The sequence below is a fragment of the Sphingomonas sp. DMC6 genome (assembly GCF_056314225.1).
Window position 1 is genome coordinate 613470 of sequence record NZ_JBQUYT010000001.1, and the last position, 21909, is coordinate 635378.

Genomic DNA, 21909 nt, shown 5'->3' on the forward strand with positions numbered 1-21909 from the left:
AGATGTCCGCGCCCGTCCTCCCCACCCAGGTTCAGCCTGAGAGCGAGCAGTTCCGCACCCAGGCCGCGCACAACCGTGCGTTAGCCGAGAAGCTTCGCACCGATGTCGCCCGCGCCGCGTTCGGCGGCAGCGAGTCCGCCCGTGCGAAGCACACCGCGCGCGGCAAGCTGCTGCCCCGCGAGCGGGTCGAACGGCTGCTCGATCCCGGTGCACCGTTCCTTGAAATCGGCCAGCTTGCTGCGTTCGACCTGTATGACGGCGAAGTCCCCGGTGCGGGGGTGATCGCCGGCATCGGCCGCGTTTCCGGCCGTATGGTGATGATCGTGTGCAACGACGCCACCGTGAAGGGCGGCACCTATTATCCGATGACGGTGAAGAAGCATCTCCGCGCGCAGGAGATTGCCGAGGCCAACCGCCTGCCCTGCATCTATCTGGTCGACAGCGGTGGCGCAAACCTGCCGCATCAGGCCGAGGTGTTCCCCGACAAGGAGCATTTCGGCCGCATTTTCTTTAATCAGGCGAACATGTCCGCCAAGGGCATCCCGCAGATCGCCTGCGTGATGGGCAGCTGCACCGCCGGCGGCGCCTATGTCCCCGCCATGTCGGACGAGAGCGTCATCGTCCGCAACCAGGGCACGATCTTCCTCGCCGGCCCGCCGCTGGTGAAGGCTGCCACGGGGGAGGAGATCAGCGCCGAGGATCTGGGCGGCGGCGAGCTCCATGCCCGCCGTTCGGGCGTGGTCGACCACCTTGCCGAGAATGACGAACACGCGCTCCAGATCGTCCGTGACATCGTCAGCACGCTTCCGGCCGACCGCACACCCGACATCGCATTGCGCGATCCACGCCCGCCAAAATATGCGGCGGAGGAGCTGTACGGCATCCTCCCCACCAACGTCCGCGCGCCCTATGACGTGCACGAGGTGATCGCCCGGCTTGTCGACGGATCGGAATTCCACGAATTCAAGGCACTGTATGGCAGCTCGCTGGTGTGCGGCTTCGCGCACATCTGGGGGATGCCGGTGGCCATCCTCGCCAATAACGGCGTGCTGTTCAGCGAAAGCGCGGTGAAGGGCGCGCATTTCATCGAGCTTGCCTGCCAGCGCCGGGTGCCGCTGCTGTTCCTCCAGAACATCTCCGGCTTCATGGTAGGCGGCAAATATGAGGCGGAGGGTATCGCCAAGCACGGTGCCAAGCTGGTGACGGCAGTGGCGACGGCGAGCGTGCCCAAGCTGACCGTGCTGATCGGCGGCAGCTTCGGCGCCGGCAATTACGGCATGTGCGGCCGGGCCTATAGCCCGCGCTTCCTGTTCAGCTGGCCCAATGCCCGCATCAGCGTGATGGGCGGCGAGCAGGCGGCGAGCGTGCTGGCAACGGTCCACCGCGATGCCGCCAGCTGGACGCCCGAGCAGGCCGAGGCCTTCAAGGCGCCGATCCGCCAGAAATATGAGGATGAGGGCAATCCCTGGCACGCGACCGCGCGGCTGTGGGACGATGGCATCATCGATCCAGCCCAGACACGCGACGTGCTCGGCCTCGCGCTCGCGGCAACGCTCAACGCACCGATTCCGGAGCACCCGCAGTTCGGCGTGTTCCGGATGTGAGGGAGCAGCTAGGCTCCCCGCCTCGTGCTCCGGCTAAAGGATAACAGATGCTCCTCTCCCTCCTCGCTTTCACCTTGGCTCTGCAGGACAAGCCGCTGCCACCGCCGCCGGCAAATCCCCCGCGGAGCGCGAAGCCGTCGGACAAGCTGCCGCCCGCCAATCCACTGCCCTATCAGGATGCGGATGCCGCCGCAGTCCTCGCGCCGGTCAAGGCACTGCTCGCCGCGATAGGATCGGGTGACCGGACGGCCTTCCTCGCCACCGTGCGCAGCGAAGGCGGTGCCACCGCGGTCATCGCCCGTGACGATGGCAGCCGCCGCATCGCCCATCTGGGCTGGAGCGAATTCGCCACCACGATTGGTTCTGGCAAGGAACCGGTCGCGGAACGACTGATCGATCCCGCCGTCGAGATCGATGGCGATATCGCCATGGTCTGGAGCCCCTATGTCTTCACCGTCGCCGGGCGGACGCAGCATTGCGGCACCGACCATTTCGACCTGGTGCGCGAGAACGGCGTGTGGAAAGTGCTGAACGCCACCTGGAACGAACGGACCACGGATTGCCCGGCATGAGCCGCGACACGCTGTTCGTCCTCGACACCGACTGGGCCGATCCGGCGTTCGGCGGGGAGCGGCGCTTTTACTGCAAGGACTGCATCACCGTGGAGGGTCTGCTCGCCGCCTTTCCGGAACGCGCCACCAATATCGAGGTCGTCCGCGTCCCCTGGCCGCGGCCGCGCGCGCCGGTAGTCGACCGGCTGGGTGCGGAGAACCAGAACCTCCCTGCGCTTGCCTTTGCCGAAGGAGGGTTCGCGAATGACATCGAAGGCGTGCTCACCGCCCTGCACACCCGCCACGGCTTTCCGGAGCGACACCCGTGATCCAGTCCTTGCTCATCGCCAATCGCGGCGAGATCGCCTGCCGCATCATCCGTACAGCCCGGGCGATGGGCATCCGCACCGTCGCGGTTTATTCGGACGCCGACGCGCAGGCATTGCACGTGCGGCGGGCCGACGAGGCCGTGCATATCGGTAGCTCCCCGGCGCGCGAGAGCTATCTGGTCGGTGAAAAGATCATCGCCGCCGCCAAGGCCACCGGTGCCGAAGCGATCCATCCCGGCTATGGCTTTCTTTCGGAAAATGCCGATTTCGCGCAGGCGGTGATGGATGCCGGGCAGATCTGGGTCGGCCCGAAGCCCGACAGCATCCGCGCGATGGGCCTGAAGGATGCCGCCAAGGCGCGGATGATCGCGGCGGGCGTACCAGTAACGCCCGGCTATCTCGGCGACGACCAGAGCTCCGCGCGGTTGCTGGCAGAGGCAGACGCCATCGGCTATCCGGTACTGATCAAGGCGGTGGCCGGCGGCGGCGGCAAGGGCATGCGCCGGGTGGACAGCGCCGCCGACTTCGCCGACGCGCTCGCCAGCTGCAAGCGCGAGGCCGCCTCTTCCTTCGGCGACGATCGGGTGCTGCTGGAGAAATACATCCTCTCGCCGCGCCATATCGAAGTGCAGGTGTTCGGCGACACGCACGGCAATGTCGTCCACCTGTTCGAGCGCGACTGCTCGCTCCAGCGTCGTCACCAGAAGGTGATCGAGGAAGCCCCCGCGCCAGGAATGGACTCCGAAACGCGCGCGGCAATCTGCGCGGCGGCGGTACGCGCGGCGCAGGCGGTCGACTATGTCGGCGCGGGTACGATCGAATTCATTGCCGACGCCAGCGAAGGCCTGCGCGCCGATCGCATCTGGTTCATGGAGATGAACACGCGCCTTCAGGTCGAGCATCCGGTGACCGAGGAGATCACCGGCGTCGATCTGGTCGAATGGCAACTGCGCGTCGCAAGCGGTGAGCCACTGCCGAAGCGGCAGTTTGAGATTTCGATGGATGGCTGGGCCATGGAAGCGCGGCTTTATGCAGAGGATCCGGCGACGGGCTTTCTGCCGTCGATCGGCAGCCTCGATCATTTCGCGCTACCGCATGGAATTCGGATCGAAACCGGCGTTACCGAGGGTGATGCTGTCAGCGCGTTCTATGATCCCATGATCGCCAAGCTGGTCGCGACGGGTTTTCGTCGCGAACAGGCGCGCGAACAGTTGGTGGAAGCCTGCAAGAACATCAGGGTTCAGCCTGTCCGAACCAATGCAGAGTTCCTCGTACGGGTGCTCGAGACATCCGAATTTGCGGACGGCGCAGTCGATACCGGTCTGATCGAGCGAAAGCTGAACACGCTGGTAGAGCGCGAAGTGGCCGACCCACATTTGCTATCGGCCGGTGCGCTGCTTCTCCTCGCATCACCCGACACACCGTCGACCAAACGGCCTTTTCTATCTGGCACGGGCGCCCGGGAATGGGTGGTTTCGCCGGGTACGCGATGGAATCCTCTCTTTGGTTTCCGCCTGAATGCTGCCGCGAACCGGACTGTTCGTGTTGCCGTTGACGGCAAGGCTGTGGACATCGATCTGGATGTCACCGGCCCCGTCGAACCCGACCGCTATGACATCGATCACGATAGCGTTTGGGTGCAAGCGAACGATGGGATCGCACCGCATCGTTTCTCCTTTCCGCTTTCGACTCGCCCTCAGGGCGCCGGCGCCGCCACCGATGGCGCCCTGCTCGCCCCCATGCCGGGCCGCATCACCGCAGTCGATGTAGCCCCCGGCGCCCCCGTCTCCAAAGGCCAACGACTGGTCACACTGGAGGCCATGAAGATGGAGCATGCTCTGTTGGCGCCGTTCGACGGCGTGGTTGCCGAACTGCCCGTTGAGGTCGGCACGCAGGTGCAGGTGGATGCGCTATTGATTCGCATCAGCGCAGCGCAGGAGGGTTGAAATGGCCGGCCGCTTCTATGACGAATGGCAGATTGGCGACCGTATCGAACACGCGCTGCGCCGCACCGTTACGGAAACCGATAACCTCCTTTTCTCCACCCTCACCCACAACACCCAGCCCTTGCACCTCGATGCCGAGGCCGCACGGGCGAGCGAATTTGGCCAGATTCTCGTCAACGGCACCTTCACCTTCAGCCTGATGGTCGGCATCACCGTTGGCGACACCACGGCGGGGTCGCTGGTCGCCAATCTGGGCTATGACAAGCTGGTGATGCCCAAGCCCGTCTTTCTGGGCGACACGCTAAGGGCCTCGTCCGAAGTGGTCGAGTTGCGCCCCAGCAAGTCGCGCGCCGGCCAGGGCATCGTCACCTGGCGGCACCAGATGCACAACCAGCGCGACGAGCTGGTCTGCGAATGCCTGCGCTCAGCCTTACTCCGCAGCCGCGCTGCTGCCTGAGACCGGCTCAGGCGGCGTCGCGGCGGGCCGGCGGCGGATTGGAGAACTCCATTTCCTCGTCGATCCCCCCGAAACGCAGCGCCATCAGGTCGCGCGTATAGTTCTGGTGGAGCCGCCACGGCTTGCGGTTCCCCTGCCGCGGCAACACCGCCGATGCCCGCTGAACATAGCCGGACGTGAAGTCGATGAACGGCTCGGCCGCCACCGGCGCATTCGGCCGCGGCATTACTTGCCGCATGCCGCGCTTCGCCATCGCGTTGAGCAGACGCGTGACATAGTTGGCGGTCAGATCCGCTTTCAGCGTCCAGCTCGCATTGGTGTAGCCAAAGGAAATCGCGAAGTTCGGCACCCCGGCGAACATCATCCCCTTGTAGGTCAGCCGATCCGACCAGCGGATCGTCTCACCATCCACCCGCACCGGCACGCCGCCCATCAGTTGCAGCTCCAGCCCGGTAGCCGTGACGACCAGGTCGGCTGGCAGCTCGCGACCGGAGGCAAGCCGGATACCACCGGGCGTGAACCGCTCCACCGTGTCGGTTACGACATCCGCGGCGCCAGTGCGGATCGCCGCGAACAGATCGGCATCCGGCACCAGGCACAGGCGCTGGTCCCATGGATTGTAGCGCGGCGTGAAATGGGTCGCGACGTCATAGTCCGGCCCCAGTTCACAGCGGACCATCTCGACCAGCCGCTCCTTCGCCTTGTCCGGGTGTTTGCGCATGGCGCGGTAAAAATACTGGCCGAGCAGCACATTCTTCCACCGGGTGAGCGCATAGGCGGTACGCGAAGGCAGAAACCGTCGCAGCCAGTTGGCGATGCCGTCCTCTGACGGGCGCGCAACGATATAGGTAGGCGAGCGCTGCAGCATCGTCACGTGCGCCGCCTGCTTCGCCAGCTCGGGCACCAGCGTAACCGCCGTCGCGCCGCTGCCGATCACAACCACGTTCTTGCCGGCATAGTCGATGTCGGGCGTCCAGAATTGCGGATGGACAATACGGCCGCCGAAATCCTCGACACCGGCAAAGTCCGGGCTATGGCCACGGGCATAGTCATAATAGCCGGCACACATGAACAGGAAGCTGCAGCGGAACTGCCGCTGTTCGCCATCCACTTCGGCCGTGACCGTCCACAGCGCCTCTTCGCTCGACCAGTCGGCGGCAACCACGCGGTGGCTGTAACGGATATGCCGGTCGATGCCGTAGGCGGCGGCTGTCTCCTCCAGATACCGCAGGATGGCCGGTCCGTCGGCGATGGCCTTCGCCTCTGTCCAGGGGCGGAACGAAAAGCCCAGCGTGAACATGTCGCTGTCCGAACGAATGCCGGGATAGCGGAACAAATCCCAGGTGCCCCCCAGGCGCTCCCGCCCTTCTAGTATGACATAGGTGCGATCCGGGCTCTTGCTCTGCAGATGATAGCCGGCACCGATCCCGGAAATGCCGGCGCCCACGACGACTACGTCGAAATATTCTTTCATGTCTGCCTCTCCCGACAGCCATGTTTACACAAAGGTAAGTAAGCCGCTACTCAATAATCCTTCGAATAGCGGATACTCGCGCCCGAGCCGCTGAACGAACTGGTCTGCGACAACAGGCTGAGCGCGCGCGTTAGCGAGACTTCGATCTGGGTGGCGGTGAAGCCCCGCGCGTCGGTGATGATCTCGATATAGATATTGTTGGTAATGTACTTGCCGGCGGCCAGCGACGTGCCGCGACCGGTGGTGTCGTCGGCGCCCAGCACGCGCAGCCGGTCGATTCCGGTGGCGGACTTCAGCCTGCCGAGGGGATTGAGGCCCCCGCCCGTTGCCCGCAGCGAATTGAGCGCTGCGGCAAGCTGAATCGCCTCCGTCGCCGACAGGTTGGTGACGTTGGTGCCGAAGAACAGCCGCGACAGCACCTCTTCCTGTGGCAGGCTTGGCGTGGAGGTGAACGCGATCTGTGGCTTCTGCGCGGTACCGGTGATGTTGAGGATCGCAGTCACGCCCTCGGCAGTGGTGCTCGCCGAAAGGTCGATCGTCGGGTTGTTCAGCGCTTCACCCTGGAAGCTGATCGTGCCCTTGGTAATATCGAACCGCCGGCTGGCGAAGCTGTACGTGCCGCGGACGATCTCCATCGTCCCGCGCACTTCGGGCGCGACCGTAGTGCCGCCGATGGTGATCCGCGCCTGCCATTCGGACTCCAGCCCCATGCCCGATACCATCAGCCGGTTATCGGCGCTTACCTGCACATTCAGGTCGAAATTGCCGAAGTCGCGGACGGGCTTTGCCTGCTGTGCATTGGGGTCGAGCGCGTCACCCTTGCGGCGCACGCCGGTAAGCTCGGCCACCTCGGCGCCGCCCTGGCGGATCACCTGATAATTGGCCTCGGGAATGCGCAGCCGCCCTTCGATTTTCTGGACTTGCGGATTTTTGGTGACGATGAGCCGTCCCGTCGCCGTGGCGCCGATGGACTCGCTGCGCGCCAGCCGGGCATTGTCGAGATCGACGGTGAGTTCGATCGGGAAATTGTCGGCGGAGGAAAGGCCGACCCGGCCCGCCGCACTAACCCGGCCATCGCCCGCGCGAGCGGAGAGCTGATTGAGCACGAAGCTGTCGTTCGAAAACTGGCCGTCGATCTTCATATTGGTCAGCCGCGTGCCGAAATTCTCGTTATCGTACGTCAAATTATCTGCGCGCACGACGCCGGTCAGCTGCGGCCGGTCCAGTCTGCCGGCGAAGTCGGCGGCGATGCCGATCGGCCCGGTGAGCTGCTGGTTCGCCAGCCCGGCGAGCGAGAAAGGCAGTGCCGACGGCCCGTTATAACGAATGCCGCCCGACAGCGGCGCTGCCTTCAGTCGCTCCATCCAGTCGCCCGCGCCCGGGCCGAGCGGCCGCAGCGTGGCGATGACACGGCCGATGGTAGAATCCCCGCGCCGGATCAGCATCCGCGCATCGCCGCCATCCGGCAGCAGCTTGCCCACCAGACTGACATGGACCGGCGCCGATACGCGCGCCAGGCTAGACCGGGTCAGGTCGTCGAGTTCAAGCCGCGCGTCCGCACTGGGGAACGCATCGGGCGAGGTCTGCGCGAAATCCAGGCTGCCGGTCGCGCTGCCGCCGATGCCCAGATCAGGCACAAAGGCGTTGATGATCGCGAGGTCGAGGCGATCGAGCCGAAGTTGCAGAACCATGCCATGGCCATATTGCCCGGCAAGCCTGACATTGCCGTCCTGGAAGGCGATTTCGGTCGGCAACAGACTATAGACGCCGTTCTGCACCGCAACCCGCGCAGGGGCAGTGGTATGGAACGGCACCCCGCTCGCCTGCCCCTGGATCGCAGCAGTCCACAAATCCGGGGTCATCCGGCCGTTCAGCGCGATCTGAAAGGGCACGCCTGACGATCCGCTCGCGACTGCCTGCACGGTGCCATTGCCGCCGCGATAATCGATCTTTGCCCGGGCCGTCTTGAGCAGGAAATTGCAGCGTCGCAGATCGGCGACCTGCACATCGGCCACCACCTGCGGCGTATCGGCCAGTATGATGCTGCCGGTGGCGAGCGCCCTGCCGATGGTGAAATCCTTGATACCCGGGATCGCGGCATTCGCGGCCCTGGCATTGAAGTCGGCACGCTGCAGCTTGCCCTCCGCCGCCAGCCGCGCTGTGCCGGTAATGCCGGAGCCGTCAAACGCCAGTTGGCCGGTAAATGGCCCCGCCTCGGACCGGACCAGTTGCCCCTTGAAGTCCATCCCGGCGAAGCGCGCGGCACGGACATCGATCGTCAGCGCCTTGGCGGTATCGACCAGCACATCCGCGCTGATTGGTCCGTAATCGCTGCCGCCCTGCGCCGTGACCGCATAGGCGCCGCCGCGCCCGACGACCTTCGCCTCGACATCGGCAAGCCCGACACCTAGGCCCGGCTTTGCGGCACGCAACAGCAACTCGGGTGCCGCAAGCGTCCCCGTCACGCGCGCCGAAAGCGGCCCATAGCGCGTCGACTCCGCATCGGCGTTCAGGCGGATCGGGCCACCCGGATCATAGCTGCCAGACCCGCGCAACACGCGGAACTCCGGCGCGCGCATCCGCAGGTCGTCCACTGCAATCACGCCGCGCCGATCGAGCGTTACGCGCGCAGAGGCCGTCGCATTGCCGCCCAGAAAATCCCGCACGCCTTGATTGAACAACTTGCGGCTGCGGCCCGCCACCCGGCCGCGAATGCCCCACCCGCCGCGGGGGGTGGTGTAAAGCTGGGCGTCGGTATTGAGATCGACCACGCCGACGCTTTCGATGCGGTAGTCGTTCACCTGCCCCTTCAGCGCGCCGGTATAGCGGCCTCGCGCGACATCCGCAGCAATGATGGCCGTCGCGTTCACCCGGTCCGAATGCAGCTTCAGATTATCCGATAGGATGCGACTGCCCGAAACGGCGAGATCGCCGTTCACGGTCAGATTGGTAACAAGGCCGCCGGCCGCCGCATTCAGACCAGATACACCTGCCGCCCGTGCCCGTACCGGCACCAGAATGCGGTCGGAATCGACCCGCGCCTTGCCCTCGGCATAGAGTTGCTCGATCAGCGTGTCGCCCACGCCCAGCGCGCCGGCCTGCAGCTTGTAATCGACCACCGGAGTCGCGAACGGGCCGTCGAGCGCAAGTGCCAGCCGAACCGAACGCCCGACCAGCTTGGGCGCGATCGCGGCGGGCTTCAGTAGCAGCGCCTCTATCCGAAGATTGCCGAACCGGTTCGTACCCAGATCGACGCGCCCGATCACCTGTCCCGAAAGCGATGGCGACGCGATCTGCACTGTGCCGTCTGCCGCGCGGTCGCCCCAGCGGAAATCGCTGTCCAGCCGAACACCCGGCGCGGCAAGCTGCGCGGCCGGCCCTTCCAGATAGAGCGCCGGATGCGTCATCCCCCGTATCTGGAAGCGACCACTTTGTGCGAGGATAGACAGGTCTGCGAGTTGGCGCCCGCCCAGGCTACCGGCCACCTGCCCGCGCCAGTTCCGCCAATCGCCCCGGCCCCGCACCGTCGCGAGGAGCGGCGCCTTCAGCTTCGCCAGCCTCGCCACCAGTCCGCCCTTTGGTGCATCGAGCGTCAGGTCCATCGCCAGTCGATTGGCCGCGGGCACTGCATCTAGCACGAGCGCGAGCCGGTCGCCTCCGGCAATGCCCGGCGCGGCGAGCGTTGCGGCATGAAGCTGCAACTGGGCGCGCCCCTGCGCGATATGCGCGGCGCCATTCAGGCGTCCGATATGGCGCTGACCGTCGACGCCGGGACCGATCTCGATCCGGCTTACGTTCAACCGGGCGATGTCGATGTCGATATCAGGCAGCAGCGGCGCGTTCGGATCGCCCGAAGGCTTGAGCGCCGGCAAGCGCGTCAGCCGGATTTCCGGGCTCTCCAGATCGCGGATGTCGATATGGTTACGCAGATAGGCGAAGGGCCGCCAATCGAGCCGTATCTCGCGCGCCGAGGCGAATTCGCCCTGGCTGTCGCGGACCCGCACATCGCGCAGCACCATTGCGCCATAGATCGACCCGTCGATCCTGCCGATGCGGAAACCCAGCCCGGATTCGAGCTGGAGCCGCCCGATCTGGTCCGCGAGCAGGCGCCGCCCAGGCTGGGTATCCAGCCCCAGCACCAAAGCGGCCGCCAGCGCCGCGAGTCCCAAGACACCCAGCAGGGCACCTTTCAGGATCCGCGGCCAGAGCGGCCGGCGGCGGCCGGTCTGCACTGTTTCCGGGGCCTCGGGCGGCACTTGCTCGTCCATCAGAACGCCTGCCCGATCGAGATGTAGAGCGCGACGCGCGACTCGCCACGCTTGCGAGCGATCGGCGTCGCCACATCAACGCGGATCGGGCCGAAATTGGTGTACAGCCGTCCGCCGATGCCAGCGCCGAACCGCAGGTTTCGTCCCGTCGGCGTCGTCGAGTCATAGACCTGGCCGGCATCCAGGAAGGGCACGATGCCGTAATTGCCGAAGCGGTAGCGTGCCTCGATCGCGAACTCATTGAACGAAAGTCCACCGACGGGCTTTCCGTCGGGCGAGCGCGGCCCAAGCTCCTGATAGCCGAAGCCCCGCACCGATCCGCCCCCGCCCGAATAATAGCGGCGCGACGGCGGCAATTCGTCGCGGTCGATACCGAAGATCGAGCCCACCCGCGCGCGGCCGGCGATCACGATATTGTCGGTCGCCGGATAATAGCCATCGGCTTCGAGCATGAAGCGGACATAGGGGCGCGGGGCACCCCGCACCGAAGTCTCGGGGCTTACATTGCCCTTCAGCCGATAACCGCGCGTCGGGTTGAGCAAGTCGTCCGAGCTGTCATAGCCGAGGAACGAAGGCAGCGCCGCGATCAGCCAGGTACCGCGGTCGCGCTTGCCAAGGTCGAAATTATACCGGTCCTCGTTCGAGCCCACGAGTTCAGCGCCGGTATAATAGGTCCAGCGCTTCTGCCAGATCGGCGTGGAATCGCGCGAAAGCCGGATCGACAGCGATCCGGTATAGGATTCATAGGCATCGTAATCGGAGTGGTTGAGCCCCGCGCCGATCAGCAACGTGCGGTCGCGCAGCCCCGCATTGGAACGACGGAACGTGGTGGTGAGCGCCTGCTCCTGCGTACCTAGAATGCCGCTGAACGTTAGCGCCCCTTCGGGCGGAAACAGGTTGCGGTGCGTCCAGCTACCGGTCAGGCGAATGCCCTGCCCCGTGCTATACCCAGCTTCGCCGGCAAGCGTGCGCGGCTTGCCGGCATTTTGATGGACGAGCAGGTTCACCGTCTCCGATCCATCGGCCGCAATTTCGCCGGTCCGTACCGGCTCCACCGTCACGGCGGAGAACAGGCTGGTTGCGATCAGCGCCTGGCGGAGATCGTCGATCTTGCGGCTGTCATAGATGTCGCCCGGCCGATACCGCCGGAACACCTCGATATGCTGAGGCGTGAAAACCTGCCGTCGACCGTCGGTGGTGATACTGCCGAAGCGCGCCCGCGGCCCAAGCTTTACCGGCAGCGTATAGTCGGCGTTGTGCGTCTGATCGTCCAGCAACACGTCGCGCTGGCCGAGGGTGATGAAGGGATAGCCCTGTTGCGGCAGACGCAGGCTGACATTGGCTTCGGCGGCGAGCACGCGGTCCGCCTGCAGCGGGTCACCCGGGTTCAGGTTCAGTTCGCGATCGAGCAGGCCCGGCGGTACGGTGGGATCGCTCTTGATCGTGATGGACCCCAGCCGATAGAGCTTGCCGGGTGTCGCGGTCAGCGTGGCGCGGACATTGCCCGAATTTTTCGGCGTCTGCTCGATAGCAACCGCGACCGTGCCGTCATAATAGCCCATCGACTGCATCAGCCGGACCATCAACTTCTCGTCCTCGCGGGCGCGTGCGCTGACCATCGCGGCATTGGCGGCCTTGCCATGGCCCTGATGCAGCGCGGAGAGATCGTTGAACCGGTCGGTCAACCGCAGCGCGTCCAGTCCCTCGATCACCGTGGTGTAGCGAATGGTCGGCTGCTTGTCCGGATCGTCCGCCTTGTCGCCTACCGGCGTCACCTTGAACTCGGAAAGCGGCGGCAACGGCTGGGCGAATTCGGGTGCTTCCGGCCCCACCGGCACAAAACCCTGTTCGCTTGTTGCAGGCTGCGGGACAGTCGCAGGTGCTGTTTTGGGCGAGGCTTCGCCCGCCTTGGGCGTCTGAAAGCCGGCAATCGGCTCCAGCGGCGCGTTGATGTCACTGCTCAGCTTGGGCAGCGCCGCGTCGAACGTACTGTCAGGAACGATGGGCGCTTGTGACTGTGCTGGTGCCCTTTCTGCGGATGGCAGCGGGGCCGCAGGCACGCCCTGCCCTGGCTTGGGATCGCTGGTCTGCGCATGCGCGACAAAGGGCATCATCCCCGCCCCTGCCAGCGCGGCGACCCAGACCGCCCGAACCCTTTTCTTCACGCGCCTCCTTCGGGAGCCGCGATTGTTTCCGGCCCGTCCACAATCGAAACATCCGAAAAGCTTTTTGGCTCCACCGCCTGCCTCCAAGCAAGGCACGCCGTGACATGCAAGAGGCCGAAGCACGTGCCGGAGCAATATTGATCCTGCGCGGGAAAGATTGCGCTCTGGCCCCAAGTCAACCTTCGTGAAGCGCCTCGACCGCCTGCTCCATTCGGGCGAACATCGCCATCAACTGGCGCCGCTCCTCAGCGGAAAAGCCGGCGAACAGCGTCTTTTCCAGATCCAGCGCCTTCGGGGCGATCTGTTCGTAGAGCGCCCAGCCCTGTTTGCTCAGCGTCAACAATTGCGAACGCTGATCCTCGGGATTGGCCGTCCGCACGATCACGCCACGATCGGCAAGCGCGATCGCCGCACGGCTGACAGTCACCTTGTCCATGCGCGTGCGGCCACACAATGCCTGCTGGCTCATCGCACCGCCTTCTGCCAGCACGGCAATCAGCCGCCATTCGGGGATACGCAATCCGAACAGCGTGCGATAGGCCGACGCGACCGCATCCGACACGACATTGCTCGCGATCGAGAGGCGATAGGGCAAAAACTCGTCTAATTTCAGCGTCGTCATTGATCTATGTGTGCCCCAATTCCGTCTGGCGCATGTGACAACGCTGCCAGATTGCAAATTTTGCAATGATACCGATAACATTTCGCACTTGCAGCAGATGCCTTCGCGGTGCAGAAAGATCGGGCCTTTCAGGCATCCTCTCCTAAGACTTTCATAGGCCGCCCTCCGGGGCGGCCTTTTTTTTATCCCTTCATCTGGCGGCGAATCGTCGCCCAGACCGCTTTGCCATAAGGCGGTTTCATCCCCGCAATCTTCGCGACATCGAGCCGGGACTGACGAAAAACGCTGCGCGCGTGGCTGAAAGTGCGAAATCCCGCTTCGCCATGATAGGCACCCATGCCGGACGGGCCGATGCCGCCGAAGGGCAGCTCCTCCTGGCTGACGTGCATGATCACATCGTCGAGCGTCACGCCGCCCGAAACAGTCCTGTCCATCACGCGCCGCCGTTCTGCCGAATCGCGCCCGAAATAATAGAGGGCAAGCGGCCGGTCGCGCCGGTTGATTTCGTCGATCGCCGTGTCGATCCGCGCATAGCGGCGCACCGGCAGGATCGGCCCGAAAATCTCTTCCTGCATCACCTTCATATCGTCGGTGGCGCCGCGAACGATGTGGAGCGGCATCTTGCGCGTGTTCGAACCGGCAAAATCCTCGCCCGCCGGATTCACAGCGATCACCTCGGCGCCTTTCGCCCGTGCATCGTCGATCCACTCGGTCAGCCGGGCATGGTGCCGGTCGTTGATGATGGCAGTGTAATCCGGATTGTCGATCAGCCGCGGATACATGGCCGAAGTGGCCCGCGTCAGCCCGTCGACCACCGCTGCCTCCTGCTCCTCGGGCACCAGCATGTAATCGGGCGCGAGGCAGATCTGGCCGGCATTTAGCATCTTGCCCAATGCAACACGCTCGGTCGCTTGGGTGATGTTGGCAGAGCGCCCGACCACCACCGGCGATTTGCCACCCAGTTCCAGCGTGACCGGAACCAGATTGTCGGCTGCTGCATGCAGGATGTGTCGGGCGATTCCGGTAGCGCCTGTAAACAGCAGATGGTCGAACGGTAGCTCGGCAAAGGCCTTGCCGACATCAGGCCCGCCGCTCACGAACGCCAGCTCTTCGCGTGCGAAGTAACGAGGTGCCAGCTCTTCGAACAGCGCCGCGACGGCCGGCGTAAACTCGCTGGTCTTCACCATCGCGCGATTACCGGCCGCGAACACGCCGGCCAGCGGGCCGATCACCAGATTGACCGGGAAATTCCAGGGCGCGATGATCCCCACCACGCCTTTGGGCTGATATTCGATCCACGCCTTCGCCCCCAGCAGGCCGAGCGGGAACAGCGTCGGCTTTCGCTCCGCCCGCGCCCAGCGGGGCAGATGCTTCAGCGCGTGCCGAAGCGGCGCCACCGAGGCGGCAATGTCGGTCAGCATCGATTGCTCGCGGCTGCGATGACCGAAATCGGCGCTGAGTGCGTCGCAGAACCGATCGGCATGGTCGCCGACCAGCGCAATCGCCCGCGTCAGCCGATCCCGGCGCACCTCCAGTGATACCGGCATTTCCGCCATAAAGGCGGCGCGCTGAGCCTCCAGTATCTCCTGCATCTCACTCTCCCGCTTTTGGCACCACTTCTAGCATAATGACGGCGCCTTCGGGTATTGGCGGCGGCAATTGCGTTATTCCCAGCCAGATCGTCCATGCGGCGGCCGCAAGCAGTACCCCGAACGCGAGCCGGTCGGTGCCCTGCACCCGCTTGCCCGCGCTCAGCATACCGAGCACTGCCGCCAGCCCGATCAGGCAGGCCGCCAGCAACACCAGCGGCAACGCTTCCCAGCCGAGCCAGCATCCGATAGCGCCGAACAGCTTGGGATCGCCGCCGCCCAGCCCCTGTCGTCCCCGCAGCCGCTTATATCCCGCGGCGACCAGCCATAGGGCTAAAAAGCCAGCCACACCGCCGATCAACCGTTCTGGCAGTGGCACGCCGATCCCGGCCGCACCGACAGCCAGGCCCGTCATGGCCAGCAAGGCATTCAGTGCATTGGGCAGCCAGAAGGCAGCGAGGTCCAGCGCCGCCAGTGCCAGCAGCAGCCAGCCGAATACCGCCCCGGCAGCGCCTGTCAGGCCGGGCGCAGCAACGCCTGCCACGACGCCGATCGCGAGACCCACTAATTCCGTCACCACATGGCTGCGTGCAATGGGCCCGGCGCAGTGGCGACATCTGCCCCGCTGCCAAAAATAGCTGAGTACCGGGACCAGCTCCCCCGGGCCCAGCAGCGCGCCGCAATGGTCGCAGGCGGAGCGCCCCTGGCTGATTCCGCGTCCCTCGGGCCATCGGATCGCCAGTATCGCAATGAAACTGCCGAACACTGCCCCCAACAGGCCGAGCAGAATCGGCCAGCCCCAGAGTTCAGTGGCTGTCACGCGGCGGCCGCTTGCGGATCAGATAGCGATACACGCCGAACAGATTGATCGCGAACAGCACGAGATTTTGCGCCCATAGCGGCTCGTCGCCGGTCAGGAAGGCGCCGCTGATCCAGCAGATGCTCGACCCCACAAAGATCACGAATCCCCATCCGGTGGCGCGGCGCCCCAGATCGAGCGAGACCATGAACGCCGCGATCATGCCGCTGACCGACGCGCCCCATTTCAGAATGTCGACCAGATTCACCCACGGCTCCTGCATGCGGGCGCGCGAAGGCTTTTGCAAACCGGGCTGCGCACCCCTAGATCGGCGCCAAACAGTCGAGAGGTGCCTTTATGTCCGCCGACCCCGTCGTCATCGTTTCTTATGCCCGGACGCCGATGGGCGGTTTTCAGGGCAGCCTGACAGACGCCAGTGCAACCGAGCTCGGCGCCACGGCAGTGGGCGCAGCGGTCGAACGCGCAGGCCTGAAGGGCGAGGCGATCGAGCGAATCTATATGGGCTGCGTGCTCCCGGCCGGCCTGGGCCAGGCGCCGGCGCGCCAGGCGGCGCTCAAGGCCGGCCTGCCGCAGCACATCGAAGCGACCACGGTCAACAAGATGTGCGGATCGGGGATGCAGGCGACGATCATGGCCGCCGAGGCGCTCGCCGCCGGCTCGGTCGACCTGCTGATCGCCGGCGGCATGGAGAGCATGACCAACGCCCCCTATCTGTCGCTGCGCCATCGTGGCGGTGCGCGGATCGGCCATGACGTGCTGAAGGACCATATGTATCTCGACGGGCTCGAAGATGCCTATGAGCCCGGTCGGCTGATGGGCAGCTTCGCCGAGGAGACGGCGAAGGAATATCAGTTCACCAGAGAGGCGCAGGACCGCTTCGCCATCGCCAGCCTGGAGCGCGCCAAGGCGGCCCAGACGAGCGGCGCGTTCGATCGCGAAATCGTGCCGGTGGAAGTGACGACTCGCAAGGGCGTGGTGACGATCGACAAGGACGAACAGCCGCTAAAGGCCGACCCGGCCAAGATCCCGACGCTGAAGCCCGCGTTCAGCAAGGATGGCACCATCACGGCCGCCAATGCCTCGTCCATTTCCGATGGCGCCGCCGCACTGGTGCTGGCGCGTGCCTCGGTGGCGGAAAGGCTGGGCCTGACGCCGGTGGCGCGGATTGTGAGCCATGCCGCCCACGCCCATGCCCCCGCCCGCTTCACCACCGCCCCCGTGTTCGCGATGCGCAAGGCACTGGAAAAGGCAGGCTGGTCGACCGGCGATGTCGATCTGTTCGAGGTCAACGAAGCCTTTGCCTGCGTCGCGATGATCGCGATGCAGGATCTGGGTCTCAGCCATGAGGTAGTGAACATCCATGGCGGCGCCTGCGCGCTGGGCCACCCCATCGGGGCCAGCGGCGCGCGAATCCTTGCGACATTGCTCTCGGCGCTGGAGCGCAACGGCCAGAAGCGTGGCCTCGCCTCGCTATGCATCGGCGGCGGCGAAGCCACGGCGGTTGCGGTCGAGCTGCTCGACTGAGCCGGCCTCAGGCCGCTTCGTCGGCAAGATGATCCGGGAGCGGCGGGCCGCCGAACAGCGGGCTCGCCGGCTTTTCGACGTCCGCAAGTTCCAGGTGCATTTCGGCGAGTTCGCAATGTGCGCGGACGGCCTCGCGGCACAGCGAACGCTGCGCCAGTTCCAGTTCGGCAACGGCACGGGTATAATGATAGTCATTCATTTCGATCACTGCTGTAAATCCTAGAAGGATCAACGCAGTAGGATCGAAACTTGATCCCTGCCGCACACCGATTGGCGCGCGGAAAGCACGGCTGCTCAGTTGAGCGATTCGCCCGGCTCGGTGCCCCAGATACGCGACTGTTCGATATAGCCGCCACGGCCCTTCACGTCGAACCAGCACCAGCCGGCGCCGCAATGGCTGATCCGGCCGACCACCCCCGGCGCCGCACGCCAGTTGACGCCTGCGTCCAGCTTCGGCGCCGACCGCATTTCGGCAATCGCGCCCATCACGATGGCCGTGCGCTTCTCGTCGAGCAGGCTCGCCAGCATCCAGCCCTGCGTGCCATCGGGGTCTTCCACCTTGCGCCACTCGCCATAGCTGGCGAGCACCCGCACCGGCAGTTCGCGCCGCCGATACAGCCAGCTTCCGGGATAGTTGCGTCCCGGGCCGGCGCGCATCAGCGCCTTGTTCGACTTGAGCGACATGAAAGTTGGCAGCTTGCGTTCTGCCAAGGCGGGCATGGCGATGCCCAGCGCCGCTGCACCCATCGCCAGCCAAAGGAAGCCCCGTTTCGTCATGCCTGCGTCTATTCACGAGCATTGGCCGCGCTTCAACCGTTGACTGGCGCGCAAGCTGCCGCCAATCGGGACTCATGGCCCAGCCGCCGCGCCCTTCCCGCCCCCGGGTGGTCGTCACCCGCACGCTTCCGCAGGGGAGCGAGGCTCGCATGGCAGATTTGTTCGAGGCTGTGCTGAACCCCGACGATTCGGCGATGGACGCTGCCGCGCTAGCCGCCGCCATGGCCGATGCGGATGTGCTGGTGCCGACCGTCACCGACCGGATCACCGGAGACCTGATCCGCGCCGCGCCCGAGCGGCTGCGCCTGATCGCCAATTTCGGCGCGGGCATCGAGCATATCGACCTGAAGGCGGCGCGCGAACGCGGCATTGTCGTCACCAATACACCGGGCGTGCTGACCGACGACACCGCCGACATGGCGATGGCACTGATCCTCGCCGTGCCGCGCCGGCTGGTCGAAGGCGACAAGCTGGTGCGCAGCGGCGGCTGGACCGGCTGGAGCCCCACCAGCATGCGTGGCCACCGCATCGGCGGGCGCAAGCTGGGCATCCTCGGCATGGGCCGGATCGGCCAGGCTGTCGCACAGCGCGCCCGGGCCTTTGGCCTGCAGATTCATTATCACGGCCGCAACCGCGTGCCCGAAGTGCTCGAACACCAGCTCGGCGCGACTTATCACGACAATCTCGACGCGATGCTGGAGGCAGTCGACATCCTCAGCATCCACACGCCGAATACAAAGGCGACCGCGGGCATGATCGATGCGCGCCGGCTGGCCCTGCTCGGGCCGAACGGCTGGCTGGTCAACACCGCGCGCGGCGAAATTGTCGACCCGGAAGCGCTGGTGCAGGCGCTCGAACAGCGCCGCATCGCCGGTGCCGGCCTGGACGTCTATGTCGGCGAGCCGCATGTCGATCCGCGGCTGATCCCGCTGGAGAATGTGGTGCTACTCCCGCATCTCGGCTCGGCGACGTTCGAGGCGCGCGAGGCGATGGGGATGAAGGTAATCGCCAATATCCGTAGCTGGTCCGACGGGCATCGCCCGCCGGATCAGGTGTTTGAGGGATGGCTTTAAGCGCTTAAGCCCCTCCTCCCTGGGGGAGGGGCTTGGAAGCCAATCAATCTCCGGTCAGGATCCGGTCGACGAGCTGCTTCACCGTCGGCACGAAGCCGTTCGAATAAAACGGATCGCGCTTGAAGTTATACGCGGCGTGGCCGGCGAACATTAGATTCTCGTCCGGATTGCCGCCATGAGCGATGTCCTGCAGCGTCTTCTGGATGCAGAAGCTGCGCGGGTCGGCGAGGCGACCGGTCGAGTTGGTCTCACTGTCGGCCCAGGACGAGAACTGGCACTGGCTGAGGCAGCCCATGCAGTCGGCCTGGTCCTTGCGGATGAGCTGCTGTTCCTCGGCAGTCACGAACACCAGCGTGTTGTCCGGCGTCTTGAGCGCGCTGGTGAAGCCCAGGCCATGCCATTCGCGCGCGCGCAGCAGGTCGTTGCGCGTCACCCAGAAATTCTTGCCCTTCACGCCGACATCGAGCTGGAAGGTGTGATCCCCCGCTGCTTCGGTCGAATAGGGAATCTGGCGCTCGCTCCGCGCTTCCAGGTTGCGCAGGAACGGGTTGCGCACCGCGCTGGAATAGAAGCCGGTCGGCGAGAAGCGGTGCAGCAGCACATCGCCTTCCTCGATCCCCAGCAGCTTGGCCTTCCACGCATCGGGAATGGGGCTTTCCTGCGTCAGCAGCGGCCGGGTGCCGAACTGGAAGGCGATCGCGCCCAATTCCGGATTGTCGATCCAGTCGTTCCAGTCGCGCAGATACCAGACGCCGCCGGCCATCACGATCGGCACGCTGTCGGGCAGGCCGCCTTCGCGCATCGTCTCGCGCAGCGCCTTCACGCGCGGATAGGGATCCTGCGGCGCGCGCGGGTCTTCGGCATTCGACAGGCCATTATGGCCACCGGCGAGCCAGGGATCCTCATAGACCACAGCCGCCAGCCACTCCTGCGCCTTGGAATAGGCACGCTTCCACAGCGCGCGGAAGGCGCGGCCGGAACTGACGATCGGCAGATAGCTGACATTGTAATGCGCGGCGATCTCGCTCAGCTTGTACGGCATACCCGCACCGCAGGTGACGCCCGCCACCATGCCCTTGGTCCGTTCGAGCACGCCCTGCAGCACGCGCTGGGCGCCGCCCATTTCCCACAGCACGTTGATGTTGATCGCGCCCTTGCCGCCGGCGATCTCGAACGCGCGCTTCACCTGCTGCACCGCGCCTTCGATTGCGTACTGGATCAGCTCTTCATGGCGCTCGCGGCGCGTGAGGGCACGGTAGATCTGCGGGATGATCTTGCCATCCGCATCATAGCTGTCGGCGTTTACCGCGCTGACGGTACCGATGCCGCCGGCGGCCGCCCAGGCCCCCGCACTTGCATGGTTGGTCGCTGCGACGCCCTTCCCGCCCTCTACCAGCGGCCAGACCTCGCGGCCGTTGTACGTAATGGGCGAAAGACCCTTGAACACATTGCCTCCACAAAAATTGCCGCGCGACGCTAGCCGGAACGGTCGAAACAATCGAGTAACATTTACAGCCGGCGCGTATCAGCCCAGCACGCCGGGCCGGCCCATCGCCTGCGCATAGAGCCGCGCATAGGCGGCGACCATGTCTGCCTCGTCGAACAACGCAGCAGCCCGCGCGCGGTTCGCCTCGCCCACCCGCTTTCGCTCGTCGGGATATTGCGCGAGCAGGTCGAGCCGATCGCGCATCGTCACCTCTCCGCGATCGGGGCAAAGATAGCGGTCATTCGGCTCTGACACCATTGCCGGAATATCCCCTACCCGCGGCGCGACGACCGGCAGCCCGGCCGCCATCGCCTCGATGACCGAAACCGGCGCCTGCTCGCTCTTCGACGACAGCGCAAAAAGGTCGAACAGGCCCAGATAGCGATGCGGTTCGGGCAGAAAGCCCGGCAGGAACACCTGGTCTTCAATCGCCATCGCCTCGGCCTGGTCGAGTATCGCCTGGCGCTCCGGCCCTTCGCCGATGATGACCAGCTTGAAACGCGAGCTCATGCCCGCCGCCGCGCGGACGAGCAGCGGCAGATCCTTCACCGGCCGCAACCCCGCCAGCGCAGCGATGAACACCTCGCCCTTGCGCCGCTTCGCCAGCATCGGCAGCAGCGAAGGATCGGGCGTCTCGGCATAGCGGGCAACCGGTACGCCGTTGGGAATGCGCACCAGCCGCTCGGCGGGCTGCTTCCAGAATTTGAGCGCGACCTGCTCCAGCTTGGTCGACGGCACCACCAGCGCGTTGGCGGCGGGCAATGCCATGCGGCGATACATGTTGCGGACGGTGCTGAGCTTTTCGGCCTCGTCGGCGTTGAAACCGTCTTCGTGGTGGATGACCGGCGGCAAGCCCTTACCGAACACCCGCGCCGCCATCACGCCGTCGATCGCACCCCAGTTATACGTGAGCACCAGGTCGAAACGCCGCATGAACCGCGCAATCGCCTCATAGCGCCGGACGGATGGCCTGCCCGTCAGCGGCGGGGGATCGAGCGCGATCTCATATTTAATGCCGGGCGCAATCGCGTCCCGCGCGCCCAGCTGGTCGGGCATGGCCGATACGATGGTATGCCGGGCGCGATCGCCGAACGCGTTCATCAACTGCACCGCGCGCGCTTCCTTGCCGCCCAGTGCAAAGGTCGAATGAAGGTGGAGAATATGGATCGACATGAGCGTCGCCGTTTAGCGAGCGATTGCGCCTGCGTCATCCGTTAGGATGCA

General features: G+C 65.3%; 18 protein-coding genes. 7 read left to right on the forward strand and 11 right to left on the reverse strand.

Annotation, left to right across the window (positions count from 1 at the left end; all coding sequences use genetic code 11):
- Nucleotides 1-2 precede the first annotated feature (2 nt).
- From ACT53M_RS02690 to ACT53M_RS02710, 5 genes are read left to right on the forward strand one after another with little or no spacing between them, the layout of a single operon-like run.
- On the forward strand, nt 3-1604 hold the full coding sequence (locus ACT53M_RS02690) for a carboxyl transferase domain-containing protein (protein WP_476231295.1): 1602 nt from the start codon (nt 3-5) through the stop codon (nt 1602-1604).
- A 47-nt stretch (nt 1605-1651) separates the two neighbouring features.
- Complete coding sequence (locus ACT53M_RS02695; RefSeq protein ID WP_476231296.1) at nt 1652-2176, forward strand: nuclear transport factor 2 family protein; 525 nt, start codon at nt 1652-1654, stop codon at nt 2174-2176.
- Nucleotides 2173-2484 carry a DUF3088 family protein gene (locus ACT53M_RS02700; RefSeq protein WP_476231297.1) on the forward strand — a complete coding sequence of 104 codons (312 nt, stop codon included), beginning with the start codon at nt 2173-2175 and terminating at the stop codon, nt 2482-2484. Before ACT53M_RS02695 ends, ACT53M_RS02700 begins: the two co-directional genes overlap by 4 nt.
- Nucleotides 2481-4430 carry an acetyl/propionyl/methylcrotonyl-CoA carboxylase subunit alpha gene (locus ACT53M_RS02705; RefSeq protein ID WP_476231299.1) on the forward strand — a complete coding sequence of 650 codons (1950 nt, stop codon included), beginning with the start codon at nt 2481-2483 and terminating at the stop codon, nt 4428-4430. The genes ACT53M_RS02700 and ACT53M_RS02705 overlap by 4 nt, the downstream gene beginning before the upstream one ends.
- Nucleotide 4431: 1 nt before the next feature.
- Complete coding sequence (locus ACT53M_RS02710; protein WP_476231301.1) at nt 4432-4887, forward strand: MaoC family dehydratase; 456 nt, start codon at nt 4432-4434, stop codon at nt 4885-4887.
- 7 nt (nt 4888-4894) lie between these two features.
- On the opposite strand, the gene ACT53M_RS02715 is transcribed toward ACT53M_RS02710, so the two are convergent.
- From ACT53M_RS02715 to ACT53M_RS02745, 7 genes are all read right to left on the reverse strand, one after another.
- Entirely contained in the window at nt 4895-6361 is a 1467-nt protein-coding gene (locus tag ACT53M_RS02715) for a flavin-containing monooxygenase (protein ID WP_476231302.1), read from the reverse strand.
- Between the two features lie 50 nt (nt 6362-6411).
- Nucleotides 6412-10629: a translocation/assembly module TamB domain-containing protein gene (locus ACT53M_RS02720; protein WP_476231304.1), complete on the reverse strand. Its 4218-nt coding sequence runs from the start codon at nt 10627-10629 to the stop codon at nt 6412-6414.
- Entirely contained in the window at nt 10629-12794 is a 2166-nt protein-coding gene (locus ACT53M_RS02725; RefSeq protein ID WP_476231305.1) for an autotransporter assembly complex protein TamA, read from the reverse strand. Before ACT53M_RS02725 ends, ACT53M_RS02720 begins: the two co-directional genes overlap by 1 nt.
- A gap of 175 nt (nt 12795-12969) precedes the next feature.
- On the reverse strand, nt 12970-13416 hold the full coding sequence (locus tag ACT53M_RS02730; RefSeq protein ID WP_476231307.1) for a MarR family winged helix-turn-helix transcriptional regulator: 447 nt from the start codon (nt 13414-13416) through the stop codon (nt 12970-12972).
- Nucleotides 13417-13598: 182 nt separating this feature from the next.
- Entirely contained in the window at nt 13599-15008 is a 1410-nt protein-coding gene (locus ACT53M_RS02735) for a coniferyl aldehyde dehydrogenase (RefSeq protein WP_476231308.1), read from the reverse strand.
- A gap of 1 nt (nt 15009) precedes the next feature.
- Nucleotides 15010-15825 carry a prepilin peptidase gene (locus ACT53M_RS02740; RefSeq protein ID WP_476231309.1) on the reverse strand — a complete coding sequence of 272 codons (816 nt, stop codon included), beginning with the start codon at nt 15823-15825 and terminating at the stop codon, nt 15010-15012.
- The gene (locus ACT53M_RS02745) at nt 15812-16087 is read right to left on the reverse strand and encodes a hypothetical protein (RefSeq protein ID WP_476231311.1); all 276 of its coding nucleotides are present in this window, start codon (nt 16085-16087) and stop codon (nt 15812-15814) included. Before ACT53M_RS02745 ends, ACT53M_RS02740 begins: the two co-directional genes overlap by 14 nt.
- A 74-nt stretch (nt 16088-16161) precedes the next feature.
- On the opposite strand from ACT53M_RS02745, the gene ACT53M_RS02750 reads away from it, so the two are divergent.
- Nucleotides 16162-17349, forward strand: a complete 1188-nt coding sequence (locus ACT53M_RS02750) for an acetyl-CoA C-acyltransferase (RefSeq protein WP_476231313.1) — start codon at nt 16162-16164, stop codon at nt 17347-17349.
- A gap of 7 nt (nt 17350-17356) precedes the next feature.
- On the opposite strand, the gene ACT53M_RS02755 is transcribed toward ACT53M_RS02750, so the two are convergent.
- Nucleotides 17357-17557 carry a hypothetical protein gene (locus ACT53M_RS02755; RefSeq protein WP_476231314.1) on the reverse strand — a complete coding sequence of 67 codons (201 nt, stop codon included), beginning with the start codon at nt 17555-17557 and terminating at the stop codon, nt 17357-17359.
- An 86-nt stretch (nt 17558-17643) separates the two neighbouring features.
- A complete protein-coding gene (locus ACT53M_RS02760) occupies nt 17644-18126 on the reverse strand; it encodes an SH3 domain-containing protein (protein WP_476231316.1) in 483 nt (160 codons plus the stop codon).
- A 74-nt stretch (nt 18127-18200) separates the two neighbouring features.
- On the opposite strand from ACT53M_RS02760, the gene ACT53M_RS02765 reads away from it, so the two are divergent.
- On the forward strand, nt 18201-19199 hold the full coding sequence (locus tag ACT53M_RS02765; RefSeq protein ID WP_476231318.1) for a 2-hydroxyacid dehydrogenase: 999 nt from the start codon (nt 18201-18203) through the stop codon (nt 19197-19199).
- 43 nt (nt 19200-19242) lie between these two features.
- Here the strand turns inward: ACT53M_RS02765 and ACT53M_RS02770 are convergent, their stop codons facing one another.
- Both ACT53M_RS02770 and ACT53M_RS02775 read right to left on the reverse strand, forming a co-directional pair.
- Nucleotides 19243-20646, reverse strand: coding sequence for an NAD(P)H-dependent flavin oxidoreductase (locus ACT53M_RS02770; RefSeq protein ID WP_476231320.1), 1404 nt, complete (start codon nt 20644-20646; stop codon nt 19243-19245).
- A gap of 78 nt (nt 20647-20724) precedes the next feature.
- Nucleotides 20725-21858, reverse strand: a complete 1134-nt coding sequence (locus ACT53M_RS02775; protein WP_476231322.1) for a glycosyltransferase — start codon at nt 21856-21858, stop codon at nt 20725-20727.
- Nucleotides 21859-21909: the final 51 nt, after the last annotated feature.